Here is a 21,997-nt window from a genome sequence, read left to right as displayed (position 1 = left end):
TCAAACATATCAAAGGATTCCAGTCCATTACTGTTCGGTACGAAACAGACACTTGTCACTTTAGAAACCGGTAGACCCGATGCCGCCGTGCCATGTCGTGAGCGTTTTGCCGTTCGGTGACATGCGGATGTCGTCTTCGTGGTGTTCCAAGCCGGTCCGTTTCACGACCCGTAGCGTGATGGGCTGCTGAGTCGCTGTGTCCACTGCGTAGATTTCCTTGCTCGGTGACCAAACCCAGAGCGGCCCGTTCGATGCATAACCCATAACTTCCTGCTGATGATTCCTCCTCCATCGAGCTAGTCTTTCAGAAACGGAACAGGGATCCATCGCAACAGGTAACATGCGATGAGGCTGCCGCCTAAGCCGACAATCACGCCAACGCTCTCTGTGCTTACCATGCTCGAAAGAACAGGGATGCCGATCGGAAGGCCAAGGACGCAGATGCCTGCACCGATCAGCGTCACGATGGCGGACTTGCGACGCGAAATGAAAAAACAGCTCAGCAGAAGCCACACACCGGCTAGTCCCGTGGTCCAAGCACCCAGTTTCTGTGCGATTTCTGCGGACAACAACGGAAGGCGAAGTGGCTCGAGTGAATATTGAAGCGATAGGTTGGCAAGATTGGAAAAGCCATCTTCCAAACCAAAACCGTTTTGGTGCAGACGCAAGACAATCGCACCCCATAGTGCCACCGCAACCAGAAAGCGTGTGCGAGCCCCAATAATCGGATCGACGACGCGACGAACCAAGCGTTCGATGCGTTCGCTCGCTGTCATTTTCTTGGCATCACTGCAAGCACGAGCGTACATCGCCTTTCGACGCAATCTTGCCGCGAGCGGATCTTCTTCTCGCGATCGTTGACTAGGTCTTGCGGTGGCGACGATGGCCTCCGATACGGCGGTCGCCATCGCCCTGGCTTGAGTCGCGCTTGCGCCTTCGGCGACCAATGAAGCTTCTTCGACGACTCGCAAGTGTTTTTGACTGCGTTGCCGCTGAATCTTATCCAATCTCGCATCGACCCAACGAACAATGACGTCCCGCCAGGCTTCGAACTTGGGCATCTTCTTGAAACGGTCTTGTCGGTGAAGTTGCTCACGCTGTTGAATCTTGGCGTTATACCCAAACAGCAATTCATAGAGGTCCTCCCACTGGTCGCCCGAGAACTTGGCCACAAAATCTCGGATGACAGGTTCGTCGTATCCCATCAGTCGCAATCGAGCGATCGTGGGTTCCACTTTGTCTCGGATACGATGGCGATGACCTATCCATGGGCGGGTGACGCGAACGTAAGTGACCCCGGCAACCAGAACGCCGCAGATCCCGGCCACCGTCATAACCAAGACCTGTCCCGAAATGATCACAATCCCAACGAGCATCAATGCGCTCAATAGCCACGTGATTCGATCAAGCCACCGGCTTCCCCAGGCGAGTTGTCGTAACTTGCTTGAAACCACAGAGTCTCCGCGCACCGTTCCAATCAGCAAACTCGTTGCAAAGGTGGAAGCAAGCCAAGCGATCGACAAGGCGAACAGTACGATGCCCGCTTGCGGTGCCATGAACGTCAGTAAGATGGCCCCGCTCGGTAGGACTGCCCATGACAACAAAAACAATCGAACGAGCACTCCACGCCATCGTCGCAAGGGTAGTTGCTTGAGCGATTCGGCTGAACTGTAGATCACCTGGATCTGCTCGTCCGTTGGGGAAAAACCCTCTTGATCTCCGATTCCGAGAAAGTTTTCAATCGCTTGAATTAGTTCAGGCATTGATTGAAATCGATCTTCAACACGCTTGGCCGTCATCCGTTCGGTGAGTTCGCCTAATTCGGCGGGGATATGCCGGAAGATCAATTCTGGGCGTTTGATTGCCTCGCACTTGTGTTTCGTGATCACTTCCTCAACGGTACTACCCGTGAACGGTGGATTGCCCGTGACCATCGCGTACAGCGTGCATCCGAGTGAGTAGATATCAGCACGATGATCCACCTCGGACGCCGAATCCGCCTGTTCAGGAGCCATGTACATCGGGGTTCCCATCGCCGCGCCGGCCGATGTCAAATGGACATCATCGGCGCGATGGTGGTTGTCACCACCCGCGTTCTCGTCTTCGGAATCGCCATCAGTGACCTTAACCAGTCCTAAGTCGGCCACTTTAACGAGCCCTTGTTTGCTCAAGAGCAGGTTGTCCGGTTTGATATCACGATGCACCATGCCGGCGTCATGCGCGTGCCGGAGGCCGCGCGCCGCTTGCAAGATGTATCGCAAGGCGACGTCCGGCGCGATTTTGCCATCTCGTTTGATCTCAGCGCTTAAGGTGCCACCGTCTACCATCTCCATGCTGAAGAAATGAAGTGACTTTTCGCATCCCATGTCAAAAATCTGGACCACGTTGGGATGATTCAGTTGCGCCGCGGCGTACGCTTCGCGGGTGAATCTCGCCATGGAACGCGGGTTGTGCATCATGCTCGATTGAATCGTCTTGACCGCAACCTGTCGCTGCAACGAAATCTGTTCCGCGACAAAAACGCGTCCCATGGCACCGCGACCTAATTCGCGAATCATCCGGTATCCGCCTAGCATGATATCTTTGGGCGGTTGATCGGGGTTCCTTCCGTTACTCTCGTCGATCGAATCATTCAGTGAATCCCATTCACCCACCTCCTCACCCGAGAAACCGTCGAGGGTTTCATTCACGCTTCCTCGCTCGGCGGGCGGTATCGGCATACTGTTGATACCTGGCTGGCCCGAGTCATTTGAGCGATGGTCAACTTCACGAGAGTCCATTGTTTCACAAACTCCAGACTCCTTTCCGTTCATAGCCGGATTGGGTTGAACGACCGATAGCGCAGCTTGATTGACCGGCAGGCGACTGGAAACTGGTCGGGCTGGCGACTTGGACTTCCAAGCGACTTTGCCACGATCGGTGGTCTTCGACAAACGAACTCCATCACGCGACACGACAGCCACGCTCACGGAGATTTCAAGACGAATTAGCTCCTGACATTGGGGACAACGGAGGCGAAACCCACCCGGTTTACGGATTTTGGGTTTGCAAACCGTTTCGCAGGATGGGCATTTGACTTGCACCGACGGCGACTAATTGAAATTGGTGACAATCCACCGGTCAGACCTCCTGACGGCTGGATGCAAAACCCTATATTGTGACCGGTTTCGACGACCGTTTTTTGTGAAATTTCGGCGAAGCTCCATATTTCTCAGCGCTACGGATAAATATGTCGCTACCGATTGTCACGCTAAAGAACGACGAACAATGGGACTGCCACCAGTGCGGATTCTGTTGTCGCGGGAGCATTGTCCCGCTGAGCAAGGAAGACGAGGAACGGCTGCGGAGCCAGAATTGGCAGGACGAACCTGATTACCAAAAGTTGCGGTTCATGGTTCCGCATCGCCGCGCAGCAAGTTCGTTCCGTTTGGCACATCGTGATGACGGCACATGCGTCTTTTTGAACGAGGACGGACGATGCCGCATCCATGCGAAGTTCGGCCTCGAAGCCAAACCAACGACATGCCGAGTGTTCCCGATGCAACTGATCCCGCACGAGAAACACGCGGTGCTTACTTATCGTCGTGCTTGTCCGTCCGCTGCTGCGGATCGCGGCACAGACGCGAAACAGAACTTGCCTCTGATCAAGCGGTTGGTGAAAGATGGCTGGCTAAAGGCCGAGCCGATCAACCCGCCCGCGCTTAAGTCCGGCGAGTCACGCGACTGGAAAACGATTCGCGCCGTTCTTGAGATCGTGGGTGAAGTGCTTCGAGACGAGCGATATCCGCCGGTCCGGCGACTGGTTCATGCCCTGCAATTTTCCCACAACATGGAAGCTGCGAAAACACGCTCGCTTTCAAACGATAAGGTTGTCGAACTCGCCCACACCCTTGCCGAATGGATGCCAGAAGAATCGCGACCGTTTTTCGAGGAACGCAAGTCACCCACTACGATTTCAAAAGTAATGTTTCGGCTCGCGGCTCTCTCGTGTGCTCGGTTGCATCCGCTTTATCGGCAAACGGCGACCTGGAGCGCTCGCGCCGAATTGGTTCAAACTTCATGGAGATGTTGTCGAGGGACGGGGCAACTGCCCAGATTTGACAACGTATTCCCCGCCGCTAGGTTCGAAGAACTCGAGAACCCGATCGGTTTAAAGCGGCCTGAAATTTATATCCCGCTCAATCGTTTGATTGAAACTTCTTCAGAATCGTTTCTCTATGCGATCGCCAATCGAGCTGGATGGTCGGTCAGCGATAGTATCCGCGGGTTGGCGTTATTGTTTCCTATCGGCATGTGGATGCTCCGCTGGTCATCATGCGGTCGCGAGCCGACCGTCGATGACATGTTGAACATCGTCGTCGCGCTGGATCGCAGTCAAGGATATCAACCGCTCAGCGGCCCCCTGCAGCGTTGGAGATTGTCAATGCTCAGTCTCAACGGCGAGCTAGAGCGACTGGTCGTGTGGTACGCGAGATAACCAATGGGATGCCACGCAGCGGCGGCGGTCCTCGGTGCACGGAATTGGCTTACGTCTCAAGACATTAACCAAATCGATGACACCCGATCGGTTAGTGATCCACGCAGAAATTGACGTAACGATCCCCCCGTTCTATAACCTCAAGCTTGACCGGGACTCCACGCTTAGAGCCTATCCGAAAAGGAGTCTGACCCTCTCCGGCGAAACCAGAAAAGCAACGAAAATTGACTCGCCTCCAAAGGTCAGCCCCCTTTTCGGATAGGCTCTTAAACGAATCCAAGATCCCATGTGAGATCCTTATGCTTTTTCGACTCCTGATCCTGATTTGTGCGAGTGCCTGTCTGGCCTCCGGTACTGCCCTAGCCCAACTGTTCGCCCCGGGCGGTGCTGACGGTTTGGACGTTCGAATCGAACTTGTCCGTCAAAAAGGTGTTCAGCATCCTGAAGACGATAGGGATCGCTTAGAAAACCTTGATCTTTCAATCACGATTGTGAACGGAACGTCGGCGGCTATCGTGGTTCCCGAGACCTATCCGAACTTCACTCGCATTCGATTATGTGCTTCCGGTTCAATGGGGACCCGAATCCCTCTTCATCTATTCCGTCACATGGAGAATGATGGAATGATGGGCGCTGGAACAATCGAGCCCCGTATACAAAAAACAGTCACGATCGCTCCCGGGAAAACTTATGAACTATTGCGTGTGAGCGCGAAAGACACATTGATTTCGCCTGGATGTAAGGACGCTCCGTCACGCCAACCGCCGGGCCGTCACACGGATCGAGTCGAGAATTTCGCAGAACGCCCATGGGGTTGGGGATGGCGGGCTCATCCCAGGCCGGATTATTCACCTTTTGAATCGCAAAAAGGAGACCGTCGTACTGAGACTGCTGTTTTGTGGTTCGAGATGGAGATTGACGGTTTCCTCGTTCGTTCGGTACCGCAACTTGTCACACTCAGGTAGCACAACTAAAGATGACTAACCGATGCATACGCTTCGCCGGGACCAGCGTTATGACAATGAAAGAGTTGTCGCGTCGACCGGGCAATCGGCACCGTTCGCCCATTCAAGGAAATCACAAGGTGAGACTCAAAACTATTCTTACGATGTTGATGTTTCCCGCGTTCGCCCTTGGGCAGTCGCAACGCGAGCCACTGACTGCTTATTGGCTGAATGATTTGGATCTCAAGACCGCAACCATGTATGATCCACTTCTGGTCATCACGTGCGTTCCGTTGGAGCAGCTTGAAGCGACCGCGAATCTGCCGGACTTTAGAAAACATGTGGGCGAATCTCAGGCCGCGTTCTCGTACATTCTTGACCAACCCGCGATCTTTCTTGAGACAAACGAGCGAGATTCAATTTGGAACCAGGATCGTCGGCCGGTCAAACCCTTTACCGGCAAGTTGGTCAAAGAAGAGAACTCGGTCACAATGATTGCGTACGGTCGCCGATATAAAATCACATCGGCCTCAACCGCTGACGTAATACGCCTTTTGCGGAGACCTGAAGGAACAAAACCACTCCACCGATTGCATTCTCCGATTGGCGGAGCGGAACGAACCGTTCATGCAATAGCGTTGATCCTGGAGGACCAGGCTGAGCCCTCGTTGAAAGGGGGATCTCCCTAAGGAACAGGCGCGAGCCGCTCCCACCTCCTGAAAGTGAGTGCCTCCCCCAAAAAATGGGTCCGGCCGCAAGTACTCCACGTGGCTCTTCAGAAAGGGATTCGGAATTCCTTTTCCGAATCCGTATTGATCAAGAGAACGACTATCGCTGGCCATTGGCGAACCGAGCAGTGTTAGCTTCTATTCAGCGTAAAGCTCGATTCCGTCTACTAGTCCCTTGATCTCGACAAGCAAAATCCCAGCCTGTTCGATCCAGTATCCTCCGTCTTCCTTCTGCGTCTCAATCGCGTTCTCAGTCAGGTCGCTCAAAACATCCAGAATCGCTCGTCCCAGTAATTGAGTCCCGCAATACGACACACATCGAGGGCGAAATATAGAGATGATCTTCAGTAGTCCATCCTCACCGAATGTAAGGTGCACAAATTCATCGTCGTATGCGTAGATCGTCTCGGTGGAACCGGGAACTCGTTTAAACGTATCGAACTTGCCACCCAGAACATCAACCACCTGTCGGCGGTTCATTCCCAGTTCTAATGGACCAATACTTTTTCGCTTTTTTATATCCCACGTCATATATTGCCTGTCATTCTGATTCGGTAGCGCATCAATGGCCGACAATTTAGCCTGATCGTATTAGCTTCCCAACTTGCTTTGTGTGTCCGCAATATCCATTTCAAACGCCTCCTCAAACTTACCCGCGTCAATCAATGCTTTTTGCCCGTCTCTGTAAGCTTGCTGGGGGCTGCCAATTCTTCCGCCGTAACTTGCGGTTCGCCGATGATCTATTGGATCCACTTGAATTGCTGGGCCAATCGGAACTGCTCGATCGGGATCGTCGTAGCGTCGTCCAAAAACGCCGAGCGTTGATCCGACGGTTTGCGGTCGGGGGGTGGGTGGTTTGGCCCGCTAATGACCCGAATTCACGCGAACGGGAAGACGTTTGAGTGAGATGAGGATCGCATCGTCAACCCTCCAACGTTTCGCAATCGGAGAAGCGGTGGCCCTGGTGATGTCCAGTCACTCATTTTGAACTTTTCACCTGAAGAGACCGCACGAACGGGGTGGGATGCGCCTTCGAACCACGCAATAAACATCAATCGCTTACGGATACGTTGCTAGGCATTCCATACGAGTGTTTTCCCTAATTGACTAAATTCGGCAAGCCGTAAAAAGGAGCGACGAAAAGAATTGCTCGCTCGCTGAAGCACATGCCTTCCCCACGCAGCGAACCGTTGCTTCATCAATACGTCCACGCCACCTATCCTTTTGACGATATATTGTCGCAACTTCAATCATTGCATCAAGAAATTCTTCCGAGCCGCTTGCGCAAACCATAGTTCCCGCATCAAATTCCATTGTAGCATGATTGAGTAAAAGTATCCTTCCTGATTGGTGCTCGACTACAATCGGATCTAATTCCATGGACGCAAAGCAATCTCCGTTCGCCATTGCAATGATTTTTCGTTTCCAAGATACTCCAGCGATCTCTAAACTACTACACGAATAACAAGCTAACAATTCATGAATCGGTGATTTGAATTCTAGAGAATCTGCAACTTGAACCGGTTCGGCAACAAAGCAACGCTGAATATCGTTAATGTCATCTGCCATAAGTCCATAGTTCTTAAGTTCATAAACTGTAGGCATCAGACGTTTCAAAGACTCTACAAACTCCTTCGATTTCATAAAGCAGTTTCTCCTATATGCAAGGCAGATGTCCATTTCTGGTGGACGGTTTGCGGTAATGGCACGGCAATTGGGCCATGGTTCAAGTGATGATGGTCAAGGGTATTCCAGCTAAAGCTTCGATGTGAGGGATTATGAGCAATTCACTTAGGATCGACCTCTGGCGAAAGCCCCATTTCTTCAATTCGATATCGGTACCGCGTGCTAAACATCTCAGGATTACGTCCCAGCAGCTCTTCCGAAAATGCCTGTTTGTGGCAAACTTCGCCATAGGTATTTAGACTTGATCCCGGTTGGCCACGGAACTTCTCCGTGTTTACCGAATCGTCCAAATTGAAGCAGGACTCTGGGACAGGCGAACACGTGTTATGCAGGAACACCCTGACATCCGCCACCCGATACACATGATGGCCGTTGACTTCGATGTTGTAAACGGCGGCGGCATCGCTTAGCGGCTTGACGCTCTGAACCGTGACTTCTTCTTCGAGTGTGTCGACTAACGTGCCTTCGGTCTGTTCACCTGCTGGCGTCCATTGACGATTCTCGGGTGTCCAGACGGGGTGGACGTCGGTGGCGATGAATTCGGTGCCGTTTGACAGCGTGACTCGGACGCGGTTCTCGGCGTGGCGGGTGATGAACCGGGCCGTGACGACTTGGCCTTCGCCCTGCTGGATCGTCGGGCAATCGGTGACTTCCGTCACCGTCGCGATGCCTTTGACGTCCAGTTCAGCTAGGTGAAGCGGCAGTTCGGAACCGCGAACCAAACCGAGGGCATCGACGAAGCTGACCGGTTGCAGCATTTCGACGTCGACCGCAGTGCCGTCTTCTTTGAGGACGGTGGCTACGATGCGTCGGGTAAATTCTTGGACGGGATCGGTGAAGTCGGGATCGACGTCAAAGGATTCAGGGTTTTCACCGATGACTCGCTGACCCAATCGGATCTGCTCGATCGGGATCGTCGTGGTTGTTGGTGGTGTTTCGACGAGGCGATCGAGCCATTCGCCGTCGGATGATGGGGCGTATGCCGGTGGAGTGCCTCCCGTTCGCCACCAGTCGGGCAGGGTTGTTCCGCAGGCTCGAACTCTACCCGGAACGCCTACTCGTCTGTTAGTGCCTGCCAAAAAGAATCAAGCGTCAAACCGAGCGATACAACTTCAACTTCCGGAAAATTATCCGATCGAAGAAAGAAAACGTTTCCCGTTTGGGTATTCATCAAGAAGTAATCGCCGCCACTGTCAACCGCGAAGGGAAAAAAATGCTGAGGAGCTAGTCTCCGATCTCGAATCAAGATGTTGTAGCTAGTTATCGCGGTACCAGCACCTTTCTCCGAAATCAATGGCAGAATGCGCGAAACTACCGTGCTTATCTGGAGTTCAGGATTCTCGTAAACATACGGCTCCGGCTCAGAACCGTTATGGTTTTTATACAACTCACGGAGAGACTCTGGGAAAGACAAAGCCAACTCCATCTCAATTTCATCGATTTCTGATTCCGTTACGCCTCTTTCAGCACGTAGAAATTCCATAATGTAAAGCTTATCCTACGATATCCACAGGTTCAGGTTATGACCAATCCCCGTCCCGTTTCCGTCTCCAGAGCCATCTCCTGGGAAATAAATCTATCCCTATGGCCGACAGATGGAAAACGGACTTCCCTCTTTCGCGCGTCCCGACAAAGTCCCGCTCAGCATGTCGAAATCCCAATGGGGTTAACGTGCTCGTCACAGCATCCAAGAGCTGACGTTCATTCTTCATGATGATTGTAGTATTTAAAATCTATTTGCCTTCTTCGAATGCTCCTTCATCCCGTTTCTTTCGAGCCAACGATACCACTTTCGCGAAGAAGTCAACATGAAAGCCTCTGTCAACCAATTTCATTGTATCGCTGTAGACTGCCGCGATCGCCTCAGCATCATCGTACGCACGACAAGCGAACGCAGTAATTGCACCGAATCCGCATCGATGTATTACCGAAGGCTGGAACCTGCATGGATTCCGAGGATCGGAGTTGAGAACCGAATCTATCGCAATGGTATTTGAGTGCGTTTCGAAATACGGACTAACAAATTGCCGATACCAGTCTAGATAGCTGCGAACGCACTCCTCAACCTGGGACGTTGTCTCGACAGAAAATATGATCTTCTGATTCTCTTTAGGAAGGAATTCTGATACGTTTGCCCACAGGATGCTTGTCATGTCCCTGTAAGCGGGAGGTGTATTCATCCCTTCATGGAAAACTGCCTCAACTGACGGTAGTCGAATCGAAAACGACGGTTCGATACGAATCGGCGAACCCGTCAACGTACGAAAGTGACAACGCCATTCTGTTTTGGAGGTAGACTTCGTTGCAGTTCGTTTAATGGCTTCACGTTTTGCTTCGTATCGATATCCTTCGTGTTTCAGCCCGAGTAGTACTAAATCCTTAAATTGTTTGCGTACTTCTTTGACGTTTATCACGATGCTCTCATACCTAAAAGGCGGTCCAAATGTGCCGGTCGCACAACGCGTACCGGAGTCGGAGGAATAATAGTACCGGCAGGGAATGCTTCGGAACCGGTGCCAACAAGAACCAAATGGGTCAAACAAGAACCAAATGGGTCAGGCCTCTTTATTGACAAGAACCAAATGGGTCAGGCCTCTTTATTGCAGTAAATCAATTAAAGAGGCCTGACCCATTTGGTTGCTTCTCAGCACCATGCCCACCAACATAACGAAAATTCATCGCCAGCCTACGCTGAAAGGGTGACGTTCGCGCGGTCAGGAAACGGCAGATTTTTCGGAAAACCAATCAAGCGCTCGCTTGATTCAGGTCTAGGTTGATTACACGTGGCGATCCCGGAAGCGAGCACGCCGCCTCGTTCACCTCTCGCTCGGCAACAGCGCAAACGTCGCACAAGGCATGAGTCACAATTAGGTCTGGTTCAAGCTTACGCAACATTTTGAGGTCGAGGGAATACAACGCCCTTTCCGTCTTCAGTCGTTCCCGCACCAACGAGTCGATTTCGGCGCTGCTCGCATCGTGTGGAATTAGGGTCCGCGTGACCTTCGGCAGCGATTCCACCCCAGCTGGAAAATCGCATTCATGGGTCACACCAACTAACTGCTCACGCAGCCCTAGCGAGCAAACAATTTCGGTGGCACTGGGCAAAAGAGAAACAATTCGCATCGGCGGCTCAATTGATGGACATGCTGAAATGGTGCATTGTTCCAGCCCGACAATCATTCGGCAACGCACCAGCCAACGAAAAGACGATCAGGCTGATGTTGCCCAAGTACAACCAACCGCCATGCCTTGCACGATCTCAGCAGCAGTCATCGGATTGCGATGATACCGCCCATGCCAACCGGCGTTGAACGCTGACTGCCGTACTCACACTGCCCACGACAATCCACACAAAATCGGCCAGCCAGGCAACCGCCTTCTTGGACAACCGAGTTTTGGGCGATCCGATGACAACCCAACAACACGGATCAGCAATGTGCTCCAATTCCCTACGGCACACGGCGGTTTTCAACGCGAACCGGTCATACTCAACAAGTGTCTTTCCCGCGTGTTACACCTGCGAGCGATTCCCGTTGCCCCCTGTACCCCAGTGGCTCTGAAATAGGCATAAAGATCTGTTTATCGACACCTTGGCTGAAAATGCTTCGGCTCTTTCGCCTCGAGCCTCGTGTTCTCAGGTGGACGATGGAAACGAAGCGAGCCGCTTTACACTGACACCCAATCCGCGTCGTTGACGACGTGGTTCTTGCAGACAGTTTGAAAACGACCATACGAGATGACTTCAAGTCTTTCTTGCAATCCGAGGATCGGTACAAGCGTCTTGGGATCTCTTGGCGGCGCGGTGCTTTGCTGATCGGCCCACCCAGAAACGGAAAGAAAAAATTTGTTCGTGCGTTGGTGAAGGAACTTTTGGTGTCGAGCTTGTATGTGTAGAGTCTTAGCAATCAGCATGCCACGCCCGAACAAGTGTGGCAGCAGGTTTTCGAACGAGCCCGAGGGCTTCGACCTTGCGTGCTCGTCTTGGAAGACTTGGACTCGCTCGTCATCGACGAGAGCCGGTCATTCTTTTTGAATCAGCTTGATGGTTTTGAACAAAACCACGGATTGATTGTTCTAGCCACAACAAACCACCCCGATCGCATCGACGCGGCTATCGTTGATCGCCCCAGCCGTTTCGATCGCGAGTATCACTCCCACTTGCCGGATCTCCACGAGCGAATGGTCTACCTCAAGAACTGGCAGCAACAACTGGCGAGCGAAACCAACTGGACTGGCAAGGAGGCAGCACCGATCGCTTGCGAGGGTTTCTCGTTCGCCTGTCTGAAAAAGCTTGTCATCAGCAGCATAATAAAATGGATGCAAGACAGTTCGGATTCATTCGCGAGCACGATGACATCGCAAGCATCGACCTTGCGCGGGCAATGAAGACGGAGGCAATCGCAGAATCTGAACGCAATTCGCAACCACGTCCTTCTTTTTGACAGAGACGTTGAGCAGGGAAGGCACGCAACGATTCGGCCACTTCCAACCGTACTGGCTGACTAAATCAGCACATTGCAAAACTGTCTGCCCTGAACTTTTCTCCAAAGGAATAGAAACACCGAATTCGTCGGCCTTCAATGCGTCAACCGGCGCAGCATTGTGACTGACCATCATGACTTGGCTATTCTCGGCGGCTATCCAGTGCTAAAACACCTTGCCGCAGACAAGCCGTGCGGAAAACTGCTTGAGATTCAAGACCATCAATCCGATGTCGTCGCAGCGATCAATTCGTTTGATTCATCACGAGATGACAATCGAATTGGGATGGCGATCCCGAGATCTCCCACGCGAGCCCATAAATGCGAAAATCCTAGGTTTGTTGTGCTTGCTCATCGACCATGATGCGTCGCTGATTGGCATTAAATTTTCAGAAGCCTCAAAAACACTTTGAATGGATGAATCTACTCTTGCGATCCAACATTGCTCTGACAGTTCTATCCGTCATCGTTTTGAATATTGCGGTGGCCCCGCGATTGTGGGCTGACCAACCGAACGCCGCCTTCAGACTTTCCAAATCAGACCCGGAGCAAGTTGGCATGTCGAACGGGAAACTGGCGTTGATTCATAAAGCGATGCGAGAATCCATTGAGGAAAACGCGATTGTCGGCGGCATCGTGATGATCGCTCGAGACGCCAAGATCGTTTTGCACGAGGCGTACGGACACGCGGATCGGGAGAATTCCGTCGAGATGAAGACCGATACGATTGTGCGAATCTTTTCGATGACCAAAGCCATCACTAGCGCGGCCGCGATGATGCTATGCGACGAGGGTAAATTGTCACCAAGTGATCCGGTCTCGAAGTTTATTCCGGAACTTGAATCTCCGATGGTTGTCAACGGCGACAAGTTACGACCCGCGAGCAAACCGATCTTGATCGCGGATTTGTTGCGGCACACATCAGGATTGAGCTACGGACGTTCCGGCAATGAGTTGCATGACCAAGCTTTCGAGAAGGCGGACTTAATGAGTCATGATCAGACGTTGGCCCAAATGCAATCCAAGCTAGGCAGTGTTCCATTGCTGTTTGAACCGGGCATTGACTGGCATTACGGAATTTCAACCGATGTTCTCGGCCGTGTAGTCGAGATCGTCTCGGGAATGACCTTGGATCAGTTTTTCGCTCAACGAATATTCGTTCCGCTCGGCATGGTCGATACCGGGTTCTTCGTGCCAGCGAGTAAAGCTGATCGTTTTGCGCAAACCTACAAGCGACAAAAAGATGGAAGCCTGAAGGTGAACGACGATCCGAAACAACGCAACTATCTGGAACCGCCACGGATGCTCAGCGGCGGAGGTGGACTCGTCTCGACGTCAAGCGACTACATGAGATTTTTGTTGATGATTATCGGCGGCGGGCAACTGGGCGACGTCCAATTGCTGCGGCCCGAAACGGTATCACTGATGACGACCAACCAGATGGCACCCGAGTCTGGGTGGGTTACCTTTGGTGATGAAGTACGGATGGGCGTAGGTTATGGATTCGGGTTTAACGTGAGGCCCTCTATCGGTGATTGGAATCCCTCAGGCGTTCCCAATGAGTATGGTTGGGGAGGCGCCGCGAGCACTCACTACTGGGTGTCACCCGACGACAACTTGATCGTCGTCACGTTGGAACAGGTCATGCCTTATCAATGGCACACCGAGTTTAAAATCAAACCATTGGTCTACGAATCGATTCGTCGGGAGTGATTGATTGAAGCGACGTTTCGTCGGCGTCGCTCCCTCGGCAGGAGACGCATAACCTCGCAAAACACTGGGAAAACCAGCGGTTTCCCCAGTGGTTTTGCTATTTTCGGCGCGGTGGGCTCGTTGGCAACGGAAGATACCGTACGACGCACGGTCGAGCAGCCAACCATCCAAATGCGAATGAGCAAAGTCTTGAGCTTCCCCCGCCGTATGCTTCTCGTACTGGTCCGACATGCTTGTTGTAAAACAACGAAGTGCAGTAGGCCGTTCTCCAGTTACCGAGATCGCGCGACTAGTTCGAGACCCCAGCACCGGGCGTCTTGGAATGTGCGTTCTGCGGGAAATCGAAGGTCAACACAAGTGGTTCCAACCCTGTGTTCTCGATTTCAACGCCACCGTTGGCAAGCGCGGCCTGCGTGATGAACCCGATCTCGGGATAGATCTCGCCGAGAATCATGTTTTGGTGATATCGCACTTTGAGTTTTCCAACGCGTCCGCTTCCGCCATTGGTATGAAACAGCGTGGGACTCTCCGGACACAAATGAGTCTTGCCACCAGGCTCCACTGTAAGCCGTAGTATCGAGGCTTTCTGATCGCCGAGAAAATCATCGTAAACAATCCACTTGGCATCGACACCGTCACCTGCAAATTCTTCGGCAGTGATTGCCGGACGCCGATTCTTCTGGACAAAATCGGGATCCCGGTTGGCTTCGAAGTCGAACTTCGCGACCAGGTACTCCCAGTCTTCGTGACGATCCTTCGGATAGTCCTCTTCCCTGCATGCGTAAAACGCATCCGCGGCTCCGATACGTCCGTCCAGCGTGAGATCTTCGGCCAGGAAGTGCTCATCCATCGTGACATGCAGTTCGTGCGTGCAAAGGTCCGTTGGCGAATGCAGCACGCCGTTTGGCATTACGAAGCCATTATCAATTTGCATCATCACATGCGGCGACAAATGTCGAACACCGTTGTACTCGCCCTCTCCCCATCGCTTCATGCAAGCAAGAAACTCATCCTTGGTCACAAACGGGTATAGTCCCATTGCCGTGGTATGGTAATGCGATGGACTGACTCCCGGATTGTCGTAAGAATTGATGTCGTACACTTCCCACTTTGACCAGTGAAGGTGATGCGGGATTGGGTTTAGATTGTCAAACTTCTTGGAAACGATGGGCCAAGTCGGCGTTCCAAAAAGTGATTTCGCAAACGCCGTTACCTTCTCACCCATGACGGCTTCTGGATTGGCAGCGATCAAATCCTGCAACGAGATGAATTGCCCGCTCGGAGTGAGGACGTGAGATTCACCTTCACGAAACGGAGCCTTATTCGTGCGTGTATCGATGACCCCCGTCACAATGGGCACTGTGCAGCCCATCCAAAGTTCATCGAGGCCTGTCCCGTTCATGTAGTCCGGGTAGTACGACTTGGCATCAAGACGAAGGCGTTTACCCGGCGAACAAAACGTCCGGCCGGCGTAGCGGTGCTGTAGCTGCAACACTCCGTCGTTCGCGTTTAGGCATTCATCGAGAATCGAATCCGCGCCTCCGCCGGTTCCGTCGATCACATCTTGTTGGGGGTACTCATGCAGTTTTTCCGCGAGAATTGACACCATAGGTAATGAACCTCAATGAATCTGAAGAAGCGTGTCGGTTCCAAAAACTATTTTTGGAGCGTGGGTGGGGAACTTCATTTGCTAAAACGCATCGAGACTGAAGAAGAATCGATTCGTCCGCGGTAATAGCGGCGGTTCGTAGTGTACGAAAAGACGGCCGGGCGAATCAGGGGGCGGTGCGACGCCAGGGCGATTACGCCACACTGGGCAATCTGCGGAGCTGAGCAAAGGTTCGTGATTGGATGGTTGATTTGCAGCTGCCAGGCGAATCGGCTCGCTTTGGATACTCACGATGGAACGCTCCGCTTCGCTGGTTGAACTGTTTTGCCTCAGCTGAATCTGGAGATTGTATTTGATCGAGTTATTCTGCTTTTCGAAGGAGGACATTTCGATGACACGATCTCGACGAACATTCACTGCTCAAGAAAAAGCCGCTGTTGTGAAGCGGTATTTGGTCGACAAGGTTCCCGTCTCTGACCTTTGTGACGAACTGGGGCTGCAGCCGACACAGGTTTACCAGTGGCAAAAGCAACTCTTTGAAAACGCGGATGCTGCGTTCGCTCGGCCCGGGCGAAAATCCAAACCTGATAATGCAAAAAACAAGAAGATCGAGGCACTCCAAGCCAAGATCCAGCTCAAAAACGAAGTCGTTGCCGAACTTCTCCAGGAGCACGTTCAGCAAAAAAAGAACTTGGGGAGCCCTAACTGGAGCATGCCAATTCCAATGGTTACTGGCCCATGACACGCGAGACTCCATCGTCGATTACACCAACTACTGGTCCGAACGGGCTGAGACGCCTGCCAAGCAGATTGTGAAGTGGATCGGGATTTCTCAGAGCAAGTATTTTGACTGGAAAAAACGTTACGGAAAAGTCAACGAACACAATGGCTCGATCCCTCGTGACTTCTGGATGGAAGACTGGGAGAAGCAAGCGATTCTTGACTTCCACCACGCCAATCCCTTGGAAGGCTACAGGCGGCTGACATTCATGATGCTCGATGCGGATGTCGTGGCCGTCAGTCCGTTGAGCGTCTATCGTGTTCTGCGAGAAGCCGGCGTGATGGATCGATTCAGCGGCAAGAAATCAAAGAAGGGCACCGGCTTCGGCCAGCCCTCCAAGCCCCACGATCACTGGCACATGGACGTCAGTTAATTGAACATTGGCGGCACAGTTTACTTCATGTGCAGCGTACTCGATGGATGCTCTCGCAGCATCATTCACTGGGAAATTCGCGAGAAGATGGAAGAGGTCGATATCGAAGTAATCCTTCAGCGGGCGCGGGAAAAGTTTCCCAACGCAAAGCCTCGGATCATCACCGACAATGGGCCGCAGTTCATTTCGCGTGACTTCAAAGAGTTCATTCGGATCGCCGGCATGACGCATGTCAAAACATCGCCTTACTACCCGCAAAGCAACGGCAAGATCGAGCGTTATCACCGCACGATCAAGGGTGATTGCATTCGTGAGAAACACATTGAAACAGTCGAAGATGCTCGCCGCATCGTGGGCGATTACGTCAACTATTACAACGAAGTTCGGCTTCACAGCGCCATTGGCTACGTGACGCCACAAGCCAAGTTAATGGGCAAGGAGCGCGATGTCTTCGCCGCTCGAGATCAGAAACTCGAAGCAGCTCGCGAATCGCGTCGCTTGCGGCGTCAGCAACAAGCTGCTTGATTGAACATGTTCCAGCAGACAATTAAACTAAGCGAAGCTGCCGGGAGGACAGGGCCCTGCTGAGGAGCAACCCGAGCGCCGAGCCAGGTGTGTAGACCGAAGGGCCGGTGGTCGTTGTTAGTCAATGACCGCCGCCTTTCCCTTCGGGATGCACTCGAAAGCGCAAAACCTTCCGGCAGGATGCCGGATCTTCACCGGCACGACGCCGGCCACCCTGGATCGGATGTTCCGCTCCAGAATTTACCTACCTTGAATAACTTCGATCACCGTCCACTCCAGTTCACGCTGAACCAATACAGTACGGCCGGTATAACGCGAGATTAGTGGATTTATCGCTGTGTAGAAGAATAGAGGACTGAACTCCAGTTTTAGTTGTCAAGGAAATAGTCGGACCAGGCATTGTCTTGGTGGTCAGGGGTGGAGTACGGCTCCCAATGCAGTCTTATGGTGTTGTTAACAGAACTAAGTGTCGCAAATCGATACCTTTCTGTCGCAAAATGCCATTGAACCCGTGATGCCATACCATATTATTAGGTTGATCCGAACCTGAATTGCCCGTTCATCACTCAATTCAGTCCTCTCTCCGCGAGGCTCTTCAGTGGCGGTCTCGAGCTTGCAATAGGCAACGTGTTCACGAATAACTGGGGCGATCGCCTTCTTTTGTAGGTTTTATTTCACTCCAATCCTTAGTCTGCTGGTGCGAACTGTAGGTTCGATGATGGTTAACAAGTTAAATCGATGTTCCAAACGGGGCTTAAACGGACTTCGGTTATCTGCTCCAACTCCATATTTCGTTCGTGTTTGAGCGTTCGGATTTTTGTCGTTTTCTCCTCTTCTCAAGGTGTTTTTAATGAAAATTTCGAAAGTAAGCCGCGGCTTCACGCTGGTGGAGCTGCTTGTAGTGATCGCCATCATTGGTGTTTTGGTGGGACTGCTACTTCCAGCTGTTCAAGCAGCACGCGAAGCAGCCCGGCGGATGAGCTGCAGTAACAACTTCAAGCAGATCGGTTTGGGTATCCACAACTACCATTCGGCATTCAAGCAGTTACCGACACATGGTACTGGCACGGCTGGAGATACCTCGACAACTCCGCGTAACGCGGTCAATCGCTGGCAAAGCGTGAACGGGCACAATAATTACGAACTTAGTATGCTGGTCCCGCTGACGCCCTTTATTGAGCAGCAGGCCATCTGGGAAACGATCTCCAACCCCAGCACGGTCGGTGGAACTTGGAATGCGATGGGACCAACTCCCGATCGTGGTAACTACGAACCGTGGGCAACAAACATTCCCACAATACGTTGCCCTAGCGATACGGGCAAAGGGAATCCTTCACTCGGTCGAACTAATTATGGCGCGTGTTTGGGTGACGCAACTTGGGGCTGTTCGATGTACGCACACGCTACCGAATTTGATACAGGCGCCGGCACTCCCGTTGCTACGTTGAGCAGTGTGGCTCAGCACAACCGCGCGTCTCATCGTGGTTTCTTCAAAATGTTTAATCCGGACATTGCGTTCCGTGATTGCTTGGATGGATTGTCAAACACGATCGCGATGGGTGAATTCATCACGTACGCGCAGAACAAGGACATTCGAGGAAGCGTTCGGGGTAACGCCGGGAACAACGATGTCTCTTTGACAAATCTCCGTGATAACCCTCAGGGTTGTCGGGGGAATATCGATCCCGCTCGACCCCGGTTTTGGTCTGCCACTCCGGACCGCGATACCCGTTCCCGAGGTTACCGTTGGGCAGACGCCTCGACCATGTTTAGTGCTTGCCACACAATCCTGCCACCAAACGAAGAGCTCTGCGGACGGTCAAATTTTGATGACTTGGTAACCCAGGCAACGATGTCCAGTTTTCATCAAGGTGGCTGCCACGTCTTGATGGGTGATGGTGCTGTCAAGTTTGTGACTGATTCGATTGAGGCAGGCGACTCCACGACCGGAAATGTTTATCGAGATGGTACGGGCATTCGCTCGCCGGGTAGTCGCAGCCCTTATGGGCTGTGGGGTGCTCTTGGGACGAGCGCATCCAAGGAAACGATCGAAGAAGAAATATAGGTTTGTCAAACGATTGGCATCGCAGGGCGTTGAACGCCCTGCATCGTTTGTTGCTTTGGTTCAAGATACTTTCATACCGCTCTTTTAGAGGATACTGATGAGAACTTTACTGATAACGTTAGTGATGTTGTCTGCATGCCCATTGTTGATTGGCTGCGGTTCGGGTGAGCCGAGCGTCGTAACCGAAGGCATGACAGAGGCGGAGTTTCAAGCTTTGGAAGAAGAGAATGAAAGAATGGAACAGGAAACGATGGACGCTTCCTGATCGCAGTGAGGATACTGGGTAGCGAATGTGGTCGTGGTGCCCAATGCTTGTAGCTGGCCACTGAATGACGTAGTTGGGGCGCAGCTTTATGCTCCAATCAAAATTTGGTTTACTTTTTTAAACGAATAGGTTTTATGATGAAAACTTCAGGGAAAAGGGGAGGCTTCACCTTGGTGGAGCTTCTCGTCGTGATTGCGATCATTGGCGTGTTGGTGGGCTTGCTCCTACCAGCCGTTCAGGCGGCTCGCGAAGCAGCCCGTCGAATGAGCTGCAGCAACAACTTTAAGCAGATTGGCTTGGGGATCCACAACTACCATTCGGCATACAATAAAACGCCTCAGCATGGCGGAGGAACTCTTTCGCCAACAAATCTAGCGTGGTGGACTGACTCAGACACCGTCAACAACTTTCGTCTGAGTATGCTAGTTGGCATTTTGCCGTTCATTGAGCAGCAAGCGCTTTGGGAACAGATTTCGAATCCGAATAGTCTGAATTCGGACGATACTCCTGCGGTACCACCGTGGCCTGCCATGGGACCGACCCCGGACAAGATTCTCTACGGTCCCTGGACCTCGAATATTCCCTCGTATCGCTGTCCTAGTGATCCGGGCAATGGTCTTCCGTCGTTGGGGCGAACTAATTACGCGGCATGTATTGGTGATTCAGTTGATGAGACCGCTTATGGTCCTTGGCCTAACAACCGAATAATCGGTATGGGGAGAACCAGGGGAACGACAGCCTTGAGGGCGCACCGAGGATTCTTTAAGCCGTTTGACGAGGGGAACTTTGCAGATTGTAAAGATGGATTGGCGAACACCATCGCGATGGGCGAGATCATAACCTATCTCGAAGATCAAGATATTCGTGGGGCCATTCCTAACTTCACCGCAGGGAACAACAATGCGACCATGGCTGCCATTCGCGACAATCCTAAGCTTTGTGCACCGGGAATTGCCGCCGATCGTCCTCGTTTTTGGGTGACGATCTCGCCAACCCGAGAGACACGCGCGCGAGGATATCGCTGGGCGGATGCGAAAACTATTTTCTCTGGCATGGCTACGATTTTGCCGCCTAATAGTGAGGTTTGCACTCGAGCCAATGGAGATGACTTGAATGCGATCATCGCGACATCGAGTCAGCACCAAGGTGGCACGCACGTGCTGATGGGTGACGGTGCCGTGAAATTCATCACCGACTCCATTGAAGCAGGGAGCTCAACGGGCGGGATGGTTCATTCAGGTGGATCCGGCACTCAGTCCGCTGGCTCACCCAGTCCTTACGGACTTTGGGGTGCTCTGGGCACTCGTTCTAGCGAAGAAGTCATCGACGAAGAGATCTAAGATTGATATTCCATGCTCGCCACTGGAGCGCATGTTCCAGTGGCGTTTTTCTCCTGATAGATCCTGAAGGGACTTCCATTGAAAAATCTAATTTTACTAAACTTGTTTCTGGTTTGCATCTTTTCGCTAACTGGATGCGGTGGACCGCAGGCTGGAAAAGTCACCGATGGTCTTTCCCCATCAGCGATCGAGGAATACCAAGCCAACGAAAAGAGGATTAACGAAGCATCGGCGAGCGAGTTCGCTGGAGATCCTCCCGAGTAGTTGAGTGGGCGGGCATCTTTGTTCGACACTGGACGTCAGCATAGGCAACGCGACTTTCGAATATCCAGGAGAACGCGGGGCCAGAAAAGGGGAAGGGGGTGTTTTTGACTGAGTTTCCTGCTACTCTATTGCGGGACGTCTGAACAAACCAATTCAATACACTCATCGAATCTCAACATGCCACGCACTAAACGCGCGGATGAAGCGGGCAAGATTTATCATGCGTTGAACCGAGGAAATGACCGCCGAGAACTCTTCCATAAACCAGAGGACTATCTCGCGTTTCTACGAACCTTACAGCAAGGGCTTGAGAAGTATCCGGTCGATTTGCTTGCCTATTGTCTGATGCCAACACATTGGCATTTAGTCGTTCGGCCTCGCGAGGACGGTCGGATGGGAAAACTGCTGGGCTGGGTCTCAGGAGCAATCTCAGGGACAGAGCACTTTATGGTTGGAGGTATAGCAACCGGGCTGGGGGCGTTTGGTTTTTGCGAGTCGCTTGGCTTCGGCCACGCGGGAACTGTCGGCGTGAACGACGGTGAGTCGGCAGTCCGACTGGCTCGATTCAAGTTCACCCCTAGTATTCCGTCGCAGCTTGGTTTTCGGGTAGAAAAAGGTCTTTAAGCCCCTCTTCCCCCGAGACCACGGACGGTCGAATGTCAAACCGCAAGCTCTATCGTATCAAGCTGACAGACGAAGAACGCGAAACCTTTGCCAAGGTAGCCACCGGTAAACGTGGCAAGCTG

At 52.3% G+C, this 21,997-nt stretch carries 19 protein-coding genes; 11 read left to right on the top strand and 8 right to left on the bottom strand.

Annotation, left to right across the window (positions count from 1 at the left end; translation table 11 throughout):
• Positions 1-60: 60 nt before the first annotated feature.
• Entirely contained in the window at positions 61-204 is a 144-nt protein-coding gene (locus Pla100_RS31175) for a hypothetical protein (protein ID WP_197168212.1), read from the bottom strand.
• A 92-nt stretch (positions 205-296) separates the two neighbouring features.
• Positions 297-2,690: a serine/threonine-protein kinase gene (locus Pla100_RS24840; protein ID WP_231603554.1), complete on the bottom strand. Its 2,394-nt coding sequence runs from the start codon at positions 2,688-2,690 to the stop codon at positions 297-299.
• Positions 2,691-3,229: 539 nt separating this feature from the next.
• On the opposite strand from Pla100_RS24840, the gene Pla100_RS24835 reads away from it, so the two are divergent.
• Both Pla100_RS24835 and Pla100_RS24830 read left to right on the top strand, forming a co-directional pair.
• On the top strand, positions 3,230-4,477 hold the full coding sequence (locus Pla100_RS24835) for a YkgJ family cysteine cluster protein (protein ID WP_146581225.1): 1,248 nt from the start codon (positions 3,230-3,232) through the stop codon (positions 4,475-4,477).
• Between the two features lie 1,084 nt (positions 4,478-5,561).
• Positions 5,562-6,110, top strand: a complete 549-nt coding sequence (locus tag Pla100_RS24830) for a hypothetical protein (RefSeq protein ID WP_146581224.1) — start codon at positions 5,562-5,564, stop codon at positions 6,108-6,110.
• Positions 6,111-6,287: 177 nt separating this feature from the next.
• Here Pla100_RS24830 and Pla100_RS24825 read toward each other — a convergent pair whose 3' ends face one another.
• The 5 genes from Pla100_RS24825 to Pla100_RS24805 all read right to left on the bottom strand — a co-directional run bounded on the left by Pla100_RS24825 (position 6,288) and on the right by Pla100_RS24805 (position 9,318).
• Positions 6,288-6,629, bottom strand: coding sequence for a hypothetical protein (locus Pla100_RS24825; RefSeq protein ID WP_146581217.1), 342 nt, complete (start codon positions 6,627-6,629; stop codon positions 6,288-6,290).
• Between the two features lie 627 nt (positions 6,630-7,256).
• The gene (locus Pla100_RS24820; protein WP_146581215.1) at positions 7,257-7,793 is read right to left on the bottom strand and encodes a hypothetical protein; all 537 of its coding nucleotides are present in this window, start codon (positions 7,791-7,793) and stop codon (positions 7,257-7,259) included.
• Positions 7,790-7,936, bottom strand: coding sequence for a hypothetical protein (locus Pla100_RS32505; RefSeq protein ID WP_146581378.1), 147 nt, complete (start codon positions 7,934-7,936; stop codon positions 7,790-7,792). The genes Pla100_RS24820 and Pla100_RS32505 overlap by 4 nt, the downstream gene beginning before the upstream one ends.
• Positions 7,937-8,914, bottom strand: coding sequence for a hypothetical protein (locus Pla100_RS24810; protein WP_146581214.1), 978 nt, complete (start codon positions 8,912-8,914; stop codon positions 7,937-7,939).
• Positions 8,890-9,318 (bottom strand): SMI1/KNR4 family protein, encoded by a 429-nt coding sequence (locus Pla100_RS24805; RefSeq protein ID WP_146581212.1) that lies wholly within the window; start codon positions 9,316-9,318, stop codon positions 8,890-8,892. Before Pla100_RS24805 ends, Pla100_RS24810 begins: the two co-directional genes overlap by 25 nt.
• 2,444 nt (positions 9,319-11,762) lie before the next feature.
• Between Pla100_RS24805 and Pla100_RS24795 the strand changes: the two genes are divergently transcribed.
• The gene (locus Pla100_RS24795) at positions 11,763-12,221 is read left to right on the top strand and encodes an AAA family ATPase (RefSeq protein ID WP_146581209.1); all 459 of its coding nucleotides are present in this window, start codon (positions 11,763-11,765) and stop codon (positions 12,219-12,221) included.
• Positions 12,222-12,733: 512 nt separating this feature from the next.
• Positions 12,734-14,029, top strand: coding sequence for a serine hydrolase domain-containing protein (locus Pla100_RS24790; RefSeq protein WP_146581207.1), 1,296 nt, complete (start codon positions 12,734-12,736; stop codon positions 14,027-14,029).
• Between the two features lie 289 nt (positions 14,030-14,318).
• On the opposite strand, the gene Pla100_RS24785 is transcribed toward Pla100_RS24790, so the two are convergent.
• Complete coding sequence (locus Pla100_RS24785) at positions 14,319-15,638, bottom strand: hypothetical protein (RefSeq protein WP_146581205.1); 1,320 nt, start codon at positions 15,636-15,638, stop codon at positions 14,319-14,321.
• 391 nt (positions 15,639-16,029) lie between these two features.
• Here Pla100_RS24785 and Pla100_RS32500 point away from each other — a divergent pair, with 391 nt between their 5' ends.
• From Pla100_RS32500 to Pla100_RS24755, 7 genes are all read left to right on the top strand, one after another.
• Positions 16,030-16,380 carry a transposase gene (locus Pla100_RS32500; RefSeq protein ID WP_146581203.1) on the top strand — a complete coding sequence of 117 codons (351 nt, stop codon included), beginning with the start codon at positions 16,030-16,032 and terminating at the stop codon, positions 16,378-16,380.
• A complete protein-coding gene (locus Pla100_RS31165; protein ID WP_231603551.1) occupies positions 16,289-16,792 on the top strand; it encodes a hypothetical protein in 504 nt (167 codons plus the stop codon). The genes Pla100_RS32500 and Pla100_RS31165 overlap by 92 nt, the downstream gene beginning before the upstream one ends.
• Positions 16,793-17,317 carry an integrase core domain-containing protein gene (locus Pla100_RS31160; RefSeq protein WP_231603549.1) on the top strand — a complete coding sequence of 175 codons (525 nt, stop codon included), beginning with the start codon at positions 16,793-16,795 and terminating at the stop codon, positions 17,315-17,317.
• 850 nt (positions 17,318-18,167) lie between these two features.
• Positions 18,168-19,382 (top strand): DUF1559 domain-containing protein, encoded by a 1,215-nt coding sequence (locus Pla100_RS24770; protein WP_146581201.1) that lies wholly within the window; start codon positions 18,168-18,170, stop codon positions 19,380-19,382.
• Positions 19,383-19,479: 97 nt separating this feature from the next.
• A complete protein-coding gene (locus tag Pla100_RS31155; protein ID WP_197168206.1) occupies positions 19,480-19,647 on the top strand; it encodes a hypothetical protein in 168 nt (55 codons plus the stop codon).
• Between the two features lie 137 nt (positions 19,648-19,784).
• Positions 19,785-20,987, top strand: coding sequence for a DUF1559 domain-containing protein (locus tag Pla100_RS24765; protein ID WP_146581376.1), 1,203 nt, complete (start codon positions 19,785-19,787; stop codon positions 20,985-20,987).
• A gap of 441 nt (positions 20,988-21,428) precedes the next feature.
• A complete protein-coding gene (locus Pla100_RS24755) occupies positions 21,429-21,875 on the top strand; it encodes a transposase (protein WP_146581196.1) in 447 nt (148 codons plus the stop codon).
• The last annotated feature ends 122 nt before the right edge of the window (positions 21,876-21,997 follow it).

It is taken from the genome of Neorhodopirellula pilleata (assembly GCF_007859915.1).
GTDB lineage: Bacteria > Planctomycetota > Planctomycetia > Pirellulales > Pirellulaceae > Rhodopirellula > Rhodopirellula pilleata.
The sequence above is the reverse complement of the archived record's forward strand: the minus strand, read 5'-3'. Positions and strand labels throughout refer to the sequence as shown.